The following is a 13,521-nucleotide window of genomic DNA, read 5'->3' on the forward strand; positions in this document are numbered from 1 at the left end:
ATTTCCACCGGGCCGCCCCGGGCCGCAGCCGGTCCGGGGCGGCCGGCGGTGCCCCGTCCCGCGGCGCGCACCGCGGGACGGGGGCTGCCGGGCGGGCTGGTTCAGGAGGCCTTGGCGAGCCAGGCGGTGGCGTTCAGGGCGAGCGCCGCGTCGGTGCCGGCCGGGTCGTTCCAGCCGTCGTACAGGGTGTTGCCGGACTGGCCGGTGCCGTCGTCGATCGGGGAGCTGTCCCCCCAGGCGGCGACCCGGCCGCTGCCGAAGGTGCTGGTGACGAAGAAGGCGCCGGTGTTGCCGCTGTAGCCCGTCCGGTAGACCAGGCCCTTGACGGAGGAGTTGGCGGAGGGGGTGAGGGTGAAGGTGGTGCCGGAGCGCAGGATCGAGCCGGTGACGTTGCCGAAGGCGCCGTGCAGCACCGGGTCGGCGGAGTTGTTGACCGCCCGCGGGTTGTCGGTGCTGATGGTCTTCACGTCGGCCGAGAAGCCGAACGGCGAGGTGTTGTCGACGCCGTTGCTGGTGAAGAGGTCGTTGATGATCTCGGGGCTGTCCCAGCCGTCGTTGTTGCGGTCGCTGTTGCTGTGGTCGGAGACGAGGAAGAGCCCGCCGCCGTTCTGCACGAACCGCATGATGGCGGTCTTCTCGGCGGTGGAGAAGCGGATGTTGGGCTCGGGGATCACGAAGGTGTCGAAGTTGGCGAGGTCGAGCGCGGCGCCGGTGCCGTAGCTGATGGTCGAGCCGGACGGCAGCGTCTTGAGGCTGTAGCCGCCGGTCTTCTGCAGGGCGACGCCCCAGGCGGAGAGGGCGCCCGTCCAGCTCTTCTCGGTGCTGGGGTCGGCGTTCTGGCCGAGCGGGTCGGGCTGGCTGGTGCTGATGATCCAGTCGGCGTTGCCGGCGGTCTCGGCCTTGCTGTTGTCGAAGAGCACCCGGTGGGGGGTGGCGGCCGCGGCCGGGGCGGCGGGCGCCGCGAGACCCGTGAGGGTGGCTGCCAGGACGGCGCCGGCGGCCAGGGCCGCGTTCGTGCGGATGGTGCGAGTGCCGATCATCTGCCGTTCCTCCGTGGGGAGTTGGGGGATTGGGGGGCAGTGGTACCCGCGCCCGGAACCGCACGCGGACGGTTGGGGTATCCGCGCGTAGATCCGAGCACCGAGCCGAGTATCCGCGCGTAGAAGAGGCTGGAGGAAGACGCGGGAGGTTAAGGGATCGGGTACGTCGTGTGACATGTCCTGCGCGGAATGCGCCCCCGGTGCATCGGTGCAGCTCGGTGTGCCTCGGTTCAGCAGTTGCATATGACTTGCAATTGAGTCCTGGGGGCGAAAGTATGGCCCGGCTCATCCGTCAGCTGCCGGGAGGACTCCCATGTCAACGCCAAGCCGCCTGCGCGACCGGCTCACCCGTGAGGAGTGGATCCGGCTCGCCGGCATGGGCGGCTTCGTGCTGGCCCTCCACGTCGTCGGCTGGTTCACCCTGCTCGCCGTGATCGCCCCGCGCCACTACGACGTCGGCGGCCAGGTCTTCGGCGCCGGCATGGGCCTGACCGCCTACACCCTCGGCATGCGGCACGCCTTCGACGCCGACCACATCGCCGCGATCGACAACACCACCCGCAAGCTGATGGGCCAGGGCAAGCGGCCGCTCTCCGTCGGCTTCTGGTTCTCGCTCGGCCACTCCTCGATCGTCTTCGGCCTCTGCGCGCTGCTGGCCTTCGGCATCCGCTCGCTGGCCGGGCAGGTCGAGTCCGACGAGTCGGCGCTGCACACCGCCACCGGCCTGATCGGCGTCTCCGTCTCCGGTACCTTCCTGGTGCTGATCGGCCTGATCAACCTCGGTGCCTTCAACGGCATCCTCAAGGTCTTCCGCAGGATGAAGGACGGCGAGTTCGACGAGGCGGAGCTGGAGCGCCAGCTCGACAAGCGCGGCTTCCTCAACCGGATCCTCGGCCGGGTCACCCGGGCCGTCACCAAGCCCTGGCACATGTACCCGGTCGGCTTGCTCTTCGGCCTCGGCTTCGACACCGCCACCGAGGTCTCGCTGCTCGTCCTGGCCGGCGGCGCCGCCGCCTTCTCGCTGCCCTGGTACGCGCTGCTGGTGCTGCCGGTCCTCTTCGCGGCCGGCATGAGCCTGCTCGACACCATCGACGGGTCGTTCATGAACTTCGCCTACGAGTGGGCGTTCTCCAAGCCGGTCCGCAAGATCTACTACAACCTCACCGTCACCGGCCTGTCGGTGCTGGTCGCCCTGGTCATCGGCGTCGTCGAGCTGGTCGGCCTGCTCGCCGAGAAGCTCGGCATCACCGCCGGCCCGATCGGCTGGATCGCCGAACTCGACCTCAACATGGTCGGCTACGCCATCGTCGGCCTCTTCGTGGTCACCTGGGCCGGTGCGATCGCCTACTGGAAGCTCGGCAAGGTCGAGCAGAAGTGGTCGGCGGCCGTCCGCGAGCCGGCCGCCGCCGAGGCCGAGTAGCGCGGCCGGGTTCGGCCTTCGGGCAGGTCGGGGAGGTGCAAGGAGCGCCGGCCGGGGTGTCGTACCGGTGTGCCAGCACCTGCTGCCGTGACGGACACCGACCCTCTCGCCGGCCTGGACGACGTGCCCTGGGCCCGGCTCCAGCACTCCTACGGCACGGCCGAGGACGTCCCGGGACACCTCCGGGCGATGCGGGCGGGGGTGCGGGAGGGCCGCTACCCGCCGAGTGCGCAGCTCGCGAACCACATCGTGCACCAGGGCACCCGGTCGCAGGCCGCGGTGCACACCGTGCCGTTCCTCGTGCGGATGGCACTCGACCCGGGACTGGCCGACAGGCACGAGTTCGTCGCCCTGCTGGTCGCCATCGCGATCGGACTGGACAACAACCACCTGCCGAACGGCTACGACCTCCGGGAGGACCGTGCCCACCTGGAGGAGCTGCACGGCGAGGCCGACGACTGGGCCCGGTGGATCGCGGAGGCGGCGGACGACGAGCAGCGCACACAGCGCGAGGGCAGCCGGGCGCAGGTGCTCATCGACGCCGAAGCGGTGGTCCGCTGCTACGACGCCGTGCGGGAGGCACTTCCCGAACTCGCCGTCCTGCTGAACTCGGACAGCCCCGAACTGCGGGCCGGGACGGCGAACCTGTTCGCCTGGTTCCCCGAGTCCGCGGCGATGTCGGTCCCGCTGTTGCAGGCGTTCGTCGCCGGAGAGGACTCGCCCGGCGCCGCGGCGACGGGACTGGTCGCCCTCGGTCTGCTCGGCGAGCCGGCGGCCGCCCCCTTCGTCCAGCACCACCTGGACAGCCCGGTCGTGGAGCTGCGCTGGGCCTCCGCCTTCGCGTTGACGCGGTCGGGCATCACCGGCCCGGCCGTCGTCGACGTGCTGATCGAGGTCGTCGCCCGGCCACCGGAGAGGACCGGGACGATGTCCTTCCTGAGCGGCTCCTACTGCGCCCTCGCGGCGATGGCCCTGGCCGAAACGCCCGAAGGCGGGACGCTCCGGGCGGTCGAGGCCGTGCTGGCCGGCCTGGCCGGCTGTACGGGCCTCGAAGCGTTCGATGACCGGTACTACACGGTGCACACGCTGCTCTCGCTGGCCTTCCCGGAGGCTCCCGCCGCTCCGCCGCAGAGCTTCGGCGAGTTGAGCGAGGCACAGCAGCGGGTCGTGCGCTTCCTCGCCGAGAGCGAGGAGGGCGGGCCGTCGATGGACGCCCTGCGCCGGTGGAAGGTGCCCACCGGACGCCCCGAGCTGCGCGCCTACGCCGGACTGATCGACCCCGTGTCCACGGGTGCGCAGGAGACCTGAGGTGCGGACGCGGTGCCGGGCCGGCTCGATATTCGGTTGCGCCGTCGGCAGGAGCGGCTAGTGTGCTGACGTCCTCGCGAACGCCGTGCGAGGACCCGACGTCGAGGAGGTGTGTCCGGATGGTTGCCGCCGTGTCGCGGCGCGCCTTCGCGTGCGCGCCATCCGCCTCCCTCGATCGTCACCTCCCCACCGGCTGACAGCGCGTCGCGTCCGACGCACCCGGTGGGCCACTCCTCAGGAGCCACCGCAGTGCGCGAGCGCTTTGCCGACAGCGATTCCTTCTCCCGTATCCGCCCCAAGGGCGGGCCGCGGCGCGGCCGCCGGTCCGACCGGTTCGACGACTTCGAGCCCGAGTACGTCCCCTCCGCGGCCGCGTTCCCCGAGGGCTTCGACGACCCCGCCCCGGCCGTGTCCGACGGCCCGGCCGAGGGCGACCGCTGGTCCACCTGGGACCGGTCCACCCCCACCGAGAAGGGGCCCGAGCCGCGCCCCGACTGGGTGGTGACCGAACTCGCGGCCGTGGACACCGAGCTCGGGATCGTGAAGACCGGCAAGGAGGCCGACGTCTTCCTGCTGGAGCGCGCGGTGCCGGGCACCGGCCGCCGCACCCTGATGGCCGCCAAGCGCTACCGGGACGCCCAGCACCGGATGTTCCACCGCGACTCCGGCTACCTGGAGGGCCGTCAGCACAAGGAGTCCCGGATCACCCGGGCGATGGCCAAGCGCACCGCCTTCGGCAAGGAGGCCATCGCCGGGCAGTGGGCCGGGGCCGAGTTCGCCGCGCTGTGCCGGCTCTGGTCGGCGGGGGTGGCCGTCCCGTACCCGGTGCAGATCACCGGGACGGAGATCCTGATGGAGTTCGTCGGCGACGGGGACGGCGCGGCCGCGCCCCGGCTGGCCCAGCTCCGTGCCGAGGAGGCGGACGTCGAGGACCTGTGGGAGCAGCTCGGCCGCAGCCTGTCGCTGCTCGCCGTCGACGGTTACGCGCACGGCGACCTCTCCGCGTACAACATCCTCGTCCACGACGGCCGACTGGTGATCATCGACGTGCCGCAGATCGTCGACGTGGTCGCCAACCCGCGCGGGCTGTCCTTCCTGGAGCGGGACGTGCGCAACGTGGGGGCCTGGTTCGTGTCGCGGGGCCTGCCCGAGGGGCGGGTGGAGGAGCTGGTCGGCTCGCTCGCCGCGGACGCGCGGCTGGGGTAGCCGGGCGTCGGACGTCCGCACCGGTCAGGCCCTCGCGGCCTGCCCGGTGCGGACCCTGACGGTGCCTCGGCGGCGGGAGGGCATGCGGCGTCTGCCGAGAGTTAACGCAGGATGTCTTGTCGTGTCACCTTCTACGCGCGTATCTTACTGCACGGTATCTACGCGAGTAGTCACCAACTCTGACACACCCTCAGCACCCGGTGAGCCCACGTCCGCCGGGTGACCGTGCTGCCCGCACGCGGTGGACCCGCGTCCGCCGGCAGATTAAGGAGCCCCTCCCGGTGACCGAAACCACCGCCGCCCGCAACCCCCGCTCCCGCCGGAGACTGCTGCGCGCGACCGTGCTGTCCTCCTCCGTGGCGGCCTCGCTGGTCCTCGTGCCGCTGCCCTTCGCCACCGCCGCGCCCTCCGCCGACGCGGTCGTCTCCGAGGTCTACGGCGGCGGCGGCAACTCGGGCGCCACGCTGAAGAACGACTTCATCGAGCTCGCCAACAAGGGCGGCGCCGCCTTCGGCCTCGACGGCTGGAGCGTCCAGTACATCTCCGGCACCCCGGGCGCCAGCAGCACCTGGAGCGTCACTCCGCTGAGCGGCGCGATCGCGCCCGGCGGCCGCTTCCTGATCGCCGAGGCCGCGGGCACCGGCGGCACCGTCGCCCTGCCCACCCCGGACGCCTCCGGCACCCTCGCCCTGTCCGGCACCTCCGGCACCGTCGCGCTCGTCCAGGGCACCGCCCCGCTGACCTGCAAGACCGCCGCGGACTGCGCCGCCGACACCCGGATCCGCGACCTGGTCGGCTTCGGCACCGCCGTCGTCCACGAGGGCAGCGCCTCCGCCGCCGGCGCGAGCAACACCGCCTCGGTCGCCCGCGGCGCCGGCCTGCCCGACACCGACGACAACGCCGCCGACCTGAAGGCCGGCGTGCCCACCCCGGTCAACAGCAAGGGCGAGACCGCCGACGCCGGCGACGGCTCGGGCTCCACCGGCCCGACCGAGCCCGGCACCGTCCGCATCCACGACATCCAGGGCAACACCCGGATATCCCCGAAGGCCGGCAGCACCATCCCCGGCATCCCCGGCATCGTCACCGGCGTGCGCACCACCGGCTCCAAGGGCTTCTGGATCCAGGACGCCACCCCGGACGCCGACCCGGCCACCAGCGAGGCGGTCTTCGTCTACACCGGCAGCGCCGCCCCGACCGTCAAGGTCGGCGACTCGGTGCTGGTCACCGCCAAGGTCACCGAGTACTACCCGTCGTTCACCGGCGGCAGCCAGTCCGTCACCGAGCTGAGCGCGCCGAAGACCACCGTGCTCTCCTCCGGCAACCCGCTGCCCGCCGCCGTCCGCCTCGACGGCCGCAGCATCCCCGCCGCCTACGCCCCCGAGGCCGCCGGCGCCACCATCGAGAACCTGCCGCTGCAGCCCGCTACCTACGCGCTCGACCTGTACGAGTCGCTGGAGGGCATGCGGGTCGAGGTCGCCGACGCCCGCGTCGTCCAGGCCACCGACAAGTACAACGAGCTGTGGGTGGACGCCTCCTGCGAGGACCCGGCCACCCGCCGCGGCGGCGTCGTCTACCTCGGCTACGACAAGCCGAACACCGGCCGCCTGATGGTGCAGTCGCTGATCCCGGCCGCCGAGGGCGCCTTCCCGGTCGCCAACGTGGGCGACCGCCTCACCGGCACCACCGCCGGCCCGCTCGACTACAACCAGTTCGGCGGCTACACCGTCGCGGCCACCACGATGGGCGCGCTCAAGGACAACGGGCTCAAGCGCGAGGTCACCGCCCGCCCGCTGCCGAGCGAGGCCACCATCGCCACGTACAACGTGGAGAACCTCGACCCGTCCGACCCGGACGAGAAGTTCGCCCAGCTCGCCCAGGGCATCGTCACCAACCTGCGCTCGCCCGACGTGGTCGCCCTCGAGGAGATCCAGGACGACAACGGCGCGGTCAACGACGGCACCGTCACCGCGGGCGCCACCGTCGCCAAGTTCGTCGCGGCCATCAAGGCGGCCGGCGGCCCGGCCTACGAGTGGCGCTCCATCGACCCGGTCGACGGCAAGGACGGCGGCGAGCCCGGCGGCAACATCCGCCAGGTCTTCCTGTTCAACCCCGCCCGGATCTCCTTCACCGACATCCCCGGCGGCGACTCCACCACCGCGGTCGACGTCACCGGCACCGGCAAGTCCACCGCGCTGACCGCCTCCCCGGGCCGCATCGACCCGGGCAACGAGGCCTGGACCACCAGCCGCAAGCCGCTGGTCGGCCAGTTCTCCTTCAAGGGCAAGCCGATCTTCGTGATCGCCAACCACTTCAACAGCAAGGGCGGCGACCAGGGCATCGACAGCCGCTTCCAGGCCCCGACCCGCAGCTCCGAGGTGCAGCGCGCCAAGCAGGCCGCCGTCGAGCACGCCTTCGTGGCCAAGCTGCTCGCCGCCGACCCGGGCGCCCGCGTGGTCTCCCTCGGCGACTTCAACGACTACCAGTTCTCGCCCGCGCTGCAGACCCTCACCGAGGGCGGAGTGCTCCGCGACCTGGTCAACGAGCTGCCGGCGTCCGAGCGTTACTCGTACGTCTACCAGGGCAACTCGCAGGTGCTCGACCACATCCTGGTCAGCCCCGGCCTGAAGCGCCAGCACGCCGACTACGACGTGGTGCACGTCAACAGCGAGTTCGCCTCGCAGGCGAGCGACCACGACCCGCAGATCGTGCGCATCAAGCCGTGACCCGCGGCTGAACGGCGGGGCGCGGCCCGGGACCTCCCCGGGCCGCGCCCCGCCGGCGTTCCCGTCGACCCGCCGCCCGCGCCCGTTCCGCCGTCAGAAGGCCCGGGGTGACGCGGTTCACAGGAAAAGGGTGACAGGACGCTGTCGCAGGCAACCGGCACAGTCGGGGTCATGACGATCACAGACGAGGACTGCCTCTCCGAGACCCTGGCGTTCAACGCGCAGTTCGAGGCCGCCGCCGCGGGCCGCCCGGCCCGCGGACGGGCACCCGACGCCGCCGTACTGGCCCACCTGCGGCGCAACCGGCTCGGCGGGGACACCCCGCCGGTGAGGCTGGCGCACGGCCGGGACCGCACCGTCGCGGGCGGCGTCCGGGTGAGGGCCTTCGTCCCGGAACAGGTGACCGGCGTCTACCTGCACATCCACGGGGGCGGCTGGGCGTTCGGCTCCGCGGACGGCCAGGACGAGCGGCTGTGGGGGCTCGCCGAGCAGGCGCGGCTGGCCGTGGTGAGCGTCGACTACCGCCTCGCCCCCGAACATCCCTTCCCCGCCGGGCCCGACGACTGCGAAGCCGCAGCGTCGTGGCTGGTGGAGCACGCGGCGTCCGAGTTCGGCACCGAACGGCTGCTGATCGGCGGCGAGTCGGCCGGCGCCCACCTCGCCGTGCTGACGCTGCTGCGCCTGCGCGACCGGCACGGCCTCACCGGAGCGTTCCGCGCGGCCCACCTGCGCTACGGCGTCTACGACCTGTCGATGACACCGAGCCAGCGCAACTTCGGCCCACGCCGGCTGCTGAGCAACACCGACTCCCTGCAGGACAGTTACGAGCTGTTCACGCCCGGGGCGGGGGAAGAGGGGCGCCGCAGCCCGGAGATCTCGCCGCTGTTCGCGGACCTCACCGGGCTGCCGCCCGCCCGGATCGTCGTCGGTACCGAGGACCCGCTGCTCGACGACTCGCTGTTCCTGGCCGCCCGGTGGCGGGCGGCGGGCGGGCGCGCGCACCTCGGCGTCGTCGCCGGTGCGATGCACGGCTTCACCCTCTTCCCGCTGACCGCCACCGAGCGGGAGGTGCGGCGGGAACGGGACTTCCTGGCCGCCGCGTGAGGGTAGCGTCGACGGCATGAAGCGAACCGCCCGACTGTACGCGCTGGTCGAGGAGTTGCGCGCGGCGGCGCCGCGACCCCTGACGGTCGCGGTGCTCGCCGGGCGGTTCGAGGTCAGCGGGCGAACGGTGCAGCGCGACCTCCAGACCCTGATGGAGGCCGGCGTCCCGGTGCGTGCCGTGACCGGACGAGGCGGCGGCTGGTCGGTCGACCCCGGGACGACGCTTCCGCCGATCCGCCTCACCGCCGAGGAGGCCTCGGCGCTGACCGCCGCGCTCGCCGCGGTCGGCGCCGCCACCCCCTACGCGGGTGCGGCCCGCACCGCAGCCCAGAAGATCACGGCCGCGATGACCGGTCCCGCCTCGGCCGCGGCCCGGGAGTTCGCCGCCCGCGTCGTCGCCCTGCCCGGGCACGGCGACCCCGCGATCCGCACCGCGGTGGAGCAGGCACTCGCCGACGGCACGGTGCTGCGGCTGTCCTACACCGACGCGGAAGGGCGGGAGAGCGACCGCGTCGTGGAACCGGCCGGCCTGCTCACAGCCGGGGGCCGGTGGTACCTGATCGCCTGGTGCCGCATCCGCAGGGCTGGCCGCGGCTTCCGGTTGGACCGGATCTCCGCGGCGGCTCCGACCGGTGAACGGGCTCACCCCCGCGACCTGGCCGGACTGCTCCACGGCTCGACCGCCGCCGGCGCGGGACGGCCCGCCGTGCTGGCCGAACTCGCCGGCCGGTCGGGGCGGTCCGAAGGAACGGATCCGGCGGTCCGCCCAGGCCGTCCGGCCCGTCCGGCTGTCGGTGCCGGCCGCTAGCGTGCGGCCGTGACCAGCCGGACGACCGCCGAGGCCCACCGGGCCGGCCTCGACCACGTGCTCGCGACCGCCGCCGGCGCACCGTGGATCGACGGCCTGGTGCTGCGCGGCAGCGCCGTCCTCGCCGCCTGGTGCCCGGAGAGCGCCCGGCCGCCCGCCGACCTCGACTTCGTGCTGCGACCCGTCCCCGCGGTGCCGATCGACCCGCTGGACCCGTACCCGCACCTCGACACCGCCGACGCGGTGCTCTGCGATCCGCAGACCGCGCACGGCGCGGGCGCCGCCGAACTCTGGGACCCGGAGGGCGCCGAGCCGCGCGGCCCGCGGGTCCGGCTCCCGCCCGAGGGCCTGCACTGGCTGCCCGACACCGAACCGGAGGACGTGCCGTACGGCGATCTGCTCGACCGGCTGCGTGACGCCCCCGAGGCGGCGCCCGGCCTGCGGATCGACGCCGGGGCCGCCCGGCACGAGGGCCTCGGCGGCTACTACGCCCCCTACGGCGGCGGCGCCACCGGCCTGCGGCTGACGATCCCGTGGACGGCCGACGGGCTCCCGCCGGGCACCCTGCGGATCGACTGCGCGTGGGACGAACCGCTGCCCGAGCCACCGGTGTTCACCGCGGTGCCGCGCGCCGACGGCGGCCCGCCCGCCGTCCTGCCCACCGCGAGCCGCGAACTCTCGCTGGCCTGGAAGCTGCTGTGGCTGCTCGCCGAGGGCACCGGCGGCGGCGCCGCCCGCGGCAAGGACCTCCACGACGCCGTCCTGCTCGCCGAGCATCCGGCCACCGCGCTCGGCGGCGGCCTGCTGCACCGGGTGCTGCGCCGCGCCCCGCACCCGGTCGGCCCCGCGGACCTGCCGCACTGCCGCGTCGACTGGCAGGGCTTCCCGGGCACCCCGGAAGCGTGGCTGGACCGCCTGGTGCGCGCCCTGGCGGCGAACGCATGAGGGGTGCCGGGCACCCCTCATGCGTTCGCCGGTCCCGCTACTTGCCGAGCGCTGCGAGGACGGCCCGGGCCATCACCTTCTCGCCGGTGGCGTTGGGGTGGAAGGGCACGGCGGGGGAGCCGGGCAGGGCGCCCTCCATCCAGCGGTCGTCGGAGCAGACGTCGTGGCCGCGGGTGGGGGTGAGGGTGTCGACGTAGGTGGCGCCGTTGGCGGCGGCCGTGGCGGCGAGCTCGTCGTTCAGCCGGTGCAGGACGCCGCGCAGGTAGGCGACGTCACCGGTGGTGATGGGCTGGCGGCCGATGCAGTTGCGCTCGTTGTCGGGCAGCACCGACGGGTAGCCGACCAGCAGCACCTTGGCGTGCGGCGCCTTGGCGTGGATCTTCTGCAGGGCGGCGGCGATCTGCGGGCCGGCCGCGTCGATCCGGTTGACCAGGGTGTCCGTGCCCCACTGCCAGGACCAGGTGCGGAAGTCCCAGTGGCCGTGGGCGTAGACGTCCTTGCAGGGGGTGCCGAAGGGGTTGACCACGGCGCCCGCCATACAGGTGGCGATGACGTCGCCGATGCCGAGGTCGGAGGTGCCGAGCTCGTTGCCGCCGATGCCGAGGGTGACCAGGTCGGTGCCGGCCGAGACGGAGTCGAGCTGCGGGTCGTTGACCCGGAGGAAGGCGTCGTACTGGGCCTCCGTCAGGTCGGAGACCTTGGCGGCGCCGCAGGTCGCGTCGCGGTAACTGGCACTGCCGAGTTCGGCTGCGACCAGGTGGCCGTAGTTCTTGCTCGACCGCAGGCAGAGCCCGGCGTACTGCGAGGGGACGCCGGCGCCGGCCGCGTACGAGTCTCCGAGGGCGACGTAGTCGCCGCCCGAGTCCGCGGCGTTCGCGGCGGGGGCGCCGAGCAGTCCCGCGGCGGTGCTCGCGAGGACGGCGCCGACCAGGACGGACGAACGCTTCAGGGCACGGCTGAACACGGTTCCTCCTGGGGGAGAGAAACGGGACGGGTGGGGGCGTTACTGCTCGGTAAGTTACTGGCACGTTAACGCAGTTGTCCAGATATTCGACACCCAATTCACGTCTGAAATTCCGTCATATCGCGCCCCGAATTACGCTCCACGGTGAAGCGTTCGGCATTTCCACTACTCGGTGGAGCGAAATTCCGGCGGTGGGGTTACCGGCCGGTTGACCTGCGCCCGGCCAGGGGCGCACCATGCTGGTCACACCGAGATCGACAAGCCGCTCCCAGCCCTGGAGGACCGCCCGGATGGCACTCGACGCCGACGTGATCGTGATCGGAGCGGGCCTCGCCGGCCTGGTCGCCACCGCCGAACTGGCCGAGGCCGGCCGCAGGGTGATCCTCCTCGACCAGGAGCCCGCGGCCTCGCTCGGCGGCCAGGCCCACTGGTCCTTCGGCGGCCTCTTCCTGGTCGACTCGCCCGAGCAGCGCCGCATGCGCATCCGGGACTCCCGCGACCTCGCCTGGCAGGACTGGCTCGGCACCGCCGGCTTCGACCGCCCCGAGGACGCCTGGCCGCGCCGCTGGGCCGAGGCCTACGTCGACTTCGCCGCCGGCGAGAAGCGCGCCTGGCTGCACGAGCGCGGGGTGCGGTTCTTCCCGGTGGTCGGCTGGGCCGAGCGCGGCGGTCTCACCGCCACCGGCCCCGGCAACTCGGTGCCGCGCTTCCACATCACCTGGGGCACCGGCCCCGGCCTGGTGGAACCCTTCGCCCGCCGGGTCAAGGCCGCGGCCGGCAAGGGCCTGGTCGACTTCCGCTTCCGCCACCGGGTCACCGCCCTCGCCGCGACCGGCGGCACCCTGGACACCGTCAGCGGCGAGATCCTCGCCCCCAGCGCCGCCAAGCGCGGCGAGTCCAGCTCCCGCGAGGCCACCGGATCCTTCGAACTCCGCGCGCAGGCCGTGATCGTGGCCTCCGGCGGTATCGGCGGCAACCACGACCTGGTCCGCAAGGCCTGGCCCGCCCGCCTCGGCACCCCGCCCGAGCGGATGCTCTCCGGCGTGCCCGCCCACGTCGACGGCCTGATGCTGGGCATCGCCGGGGACGCCGGCGGCCACCTGATCAACGGCGACCGGATGTGGCACTACACCGAGGGCATCGAGAACTGGGACCCGATCTGGCCGATGCACGGCATCCGGATCCTGCCCGGCCCGTCCTCGCTCTGGCTGGACGCCCGCGGCCACCGGCTGCCCGTCCCGCTCTTCCCCGGCTTCGACACCCTCGGCACCCTCGAACACATCATGACCACCGGGTACGACCACACCTGGTTCGTCCTCACCCAGAAGATCATCGAGAAGGAGTTCGCCCTCTCCGGCTCCGAGCAGAACCCCGACCTCACCGGGAAGTCCGTCAGGGGCGTGCTGGGCCGGGCGCTGCCCGGTGCGACCGGTCCGGTCGAGGCGTTCAAGGAGCACGGCGTGGACTTCGTCGTCGCCGACACCCTCGACGAACTCGTCCGCGGCATGAACGCCAAGACGCCCGGGGCACCGATCGACGCCGCCGAGCTGCGCCGCGAGGTCGAGGCCCGGGACCGCGAGATGGCCAACCCGTTCTCCAAGGACCTCCAGGTCACCGCCGTCCACGGGGCCCGCCGTTACCTCGGCGACAAGCTGATCCGCACCGCGACCCCGCACCGGCTGCTCGACCCCAAGGCCGGCCCGCTGATCGCCGTGCGGCTCAACATCCTCACCCGCAAGTCGCTCGGCGGCCTGGAGACCGACCTCTCCTCGCGGGTGCTGCGCGCCGACGGCACCGTGCTCGACGGCCTGTACGCGGCCGGTGAGGCGGCCGGCTTCGGCGGCGGCGGCGTGCACGGCTACCGCGCCCTGGAGGGCACCTTCCTCGGTGGCTGCCTCTTCTCCGGCCGGGCCGCGGGCCGGGCCGCGGGCCGTCGGCGAGCGATGCCGCTCGTCGGCTACACCGCGGGCGGGCAGTGGGCGTCCGCCGTCCTGGCGCTC

10 protein-coding genes are annotated in these 13,521 nt (G+C 73.2%); 8 read left to right on the top strand and 2 right to left on the bottom strand.

The features are described 5' to 3' along the window. Positions 1 to 101 precede the first annotated feature (101 nt). Positions 102 to 1,040, bottom strand: a complete 939-nt coding sequence (locus AB0442_RS23545; protein WP_366165094.1) for a hydrolase — start codon at positions 1,038 to 1,040, stop codon at positions 102 to 104. A 313-nt stretch (positions 1,041 to 1,353) separates the two neighbouring features. Between AB0442_RS23545 and AB0442_RS23550 the strand changes: the two genes are divergently transcribed. From AB0442_RS23550 to AB0442_RS23580, 7 genes are all read left to right on the top strand, one after another. After that, positions 1,354 to 2,460 carry a HoxN/HupN/NixA family nickel/cobalt transporter gene (locus AB0442_RS23550; protein WP_359982978.1) on the top strand — a complete coding sequence of 369 codons (1,107 nt, stop codon included), beginning with the start codon at positions 1,354 to 1,356 and terminating at the stop codon, positions 2,458 to 2,460. An 87-nt stretch (positions 2,461 to 2,547) separates the two neighbouring features. Beyond that, a complete protein-coding gene (locus AB0442_RS23555) occupies positions 2,548 to 3,768 on the top strand; it encodes a HEAT repeat domain-containing protein (RefSeq protein ID WP_366165095.1) in 1,221 nt (406 codons plus the stop codon). Positions 3,769 to 4,017: 249 nt separating this feature from the next. Next, positions 4,018 to 4,974, top strand: a complete 957-nt coding sequence (locus tag AB0442_RS23560) for an RIO1 family regulatory kinase/ATPase (RefSeq protein WP_344623116.1) — start codon at positions 4,018 to 4,020, stop codon at positions 4,972 to 4,974. A 281-nt stretch (positions 4,975 to 5,255) separates the two neighbouring features. Continuing rightward, positions 5,256 to 7,700, top strand: coding sequence for an endonuclease/exonuclease/phosphatase family protein (locus AB0442_RS23565; protein WP_366165096.1), 2,445 nt, complete (start codon positions 5,256 to 5,258; stop codon positions 7,698 to 7,700). A 171-nt stretch (positions 7,701 to 7,871) separates the two neighbouring features. Next, a complete protein-coding gene (locus AB0442_RS23570; protein ID WP_366165098.1) occupies positions 7,872 to 8,804 on the top strand; it encodes an alpha/beta hydrolase in 933 nt (310 codons plus the stop codon). Between the two features lie 16 nt (positions 8,805 to 8,820). Continuing rightward, complete coding sequence (locus AB0442_RS23575) at positions 8,821 to 9,612, top strand: WYL domain-containing protein (protein WP_363540279.1); 792 nt, start codon at positions 8,821 to 8,823, stop codon at positions 9,610 to 9,612. 9 nt (positions 9,613 to 9,621) lie between these two features. After that, positions 9,622 to 10,557, top strand: a complete 936-nt coding sequence (locus tag AB0442_RS23580; RefSeq protein ID WP_366165100.1) for a nucleotidyl transferase AbiEii/AbiGii toxin family protein — start codon at positions 9,622 to 9,624, stop codon at positions 10,555 to 10,557. A gap of 37 nt (positions 10,558 to 10,594) precedes the next feature. Here the strand turns inward: AB0442_RS23580 and AB0442_RS23585 are convergent, their stop codons facing one another. Further along, positions 10,595 to 11,521 (bottom strand): SGNH/GDSL hydrolase family protein, encoded by a 927-nt coding sequence (locus AB0442_RS23585; RefSeq protein WP_366165102.1) that lies wholly within the window; start codon positions 11,519 to 11,521, stop codon positions 10,595 to 10,597. A 290-nt stretch (positions 11,522 to 11,811) separates the two neighbouring features. Here AB0442_RS23585 and AB0442_RS23590 point away from each other — a divergent pair. Then, positions 11,812 to 13,521: FAD-binding dehydrogenase (locus tag AB0442_RS23590; protein WP_366165103.1), on the top strand; the 1,710-nt coding region annotated here is incomplete at its 3' end.

The organism is Kitasatospora sp. NPDC085895, assembly GCF_040702125.1.
Lineage (GTDB): Bacteria > Actinomycetota > Actinomycetes > Streptomycetales > Streptomycetaceae > Kitasatospora > Kitasatospora arboriphila.

Bases quoted from the DNA above. Each gene is read 5' to 3' on its own strand.
- AB0442_RS23550 (WP_359982978.1), top strand. From the start codon at position 1,354: ATGTCAACGCCAAGCCGCCTGCGCGACCGGCTCACCCGTGAGGAGTGG.
- AB0442_RS23575 (WP_363540279.1), top strand. From the start codon at position 8,821: ATGAAGCGAACCGCCCGACTGTACGCGCTGGTCGAGGAGTTGCGCGCG.
- AB0442_RS23545 (WP_366165094.1), bottom strand. From the start codon at position 1,040: ATGATCGGCACTCGCACCATCCGCACGAACGCGGCCCTGGCCGCCGGC.
- AB0442_RS23570 (WP_366165098.1), top strand. From the start codon at position 7,872: ATGACGATCACAGACGAGGACTGCCTCTCCGAGACCCTGGCGTTCAAC.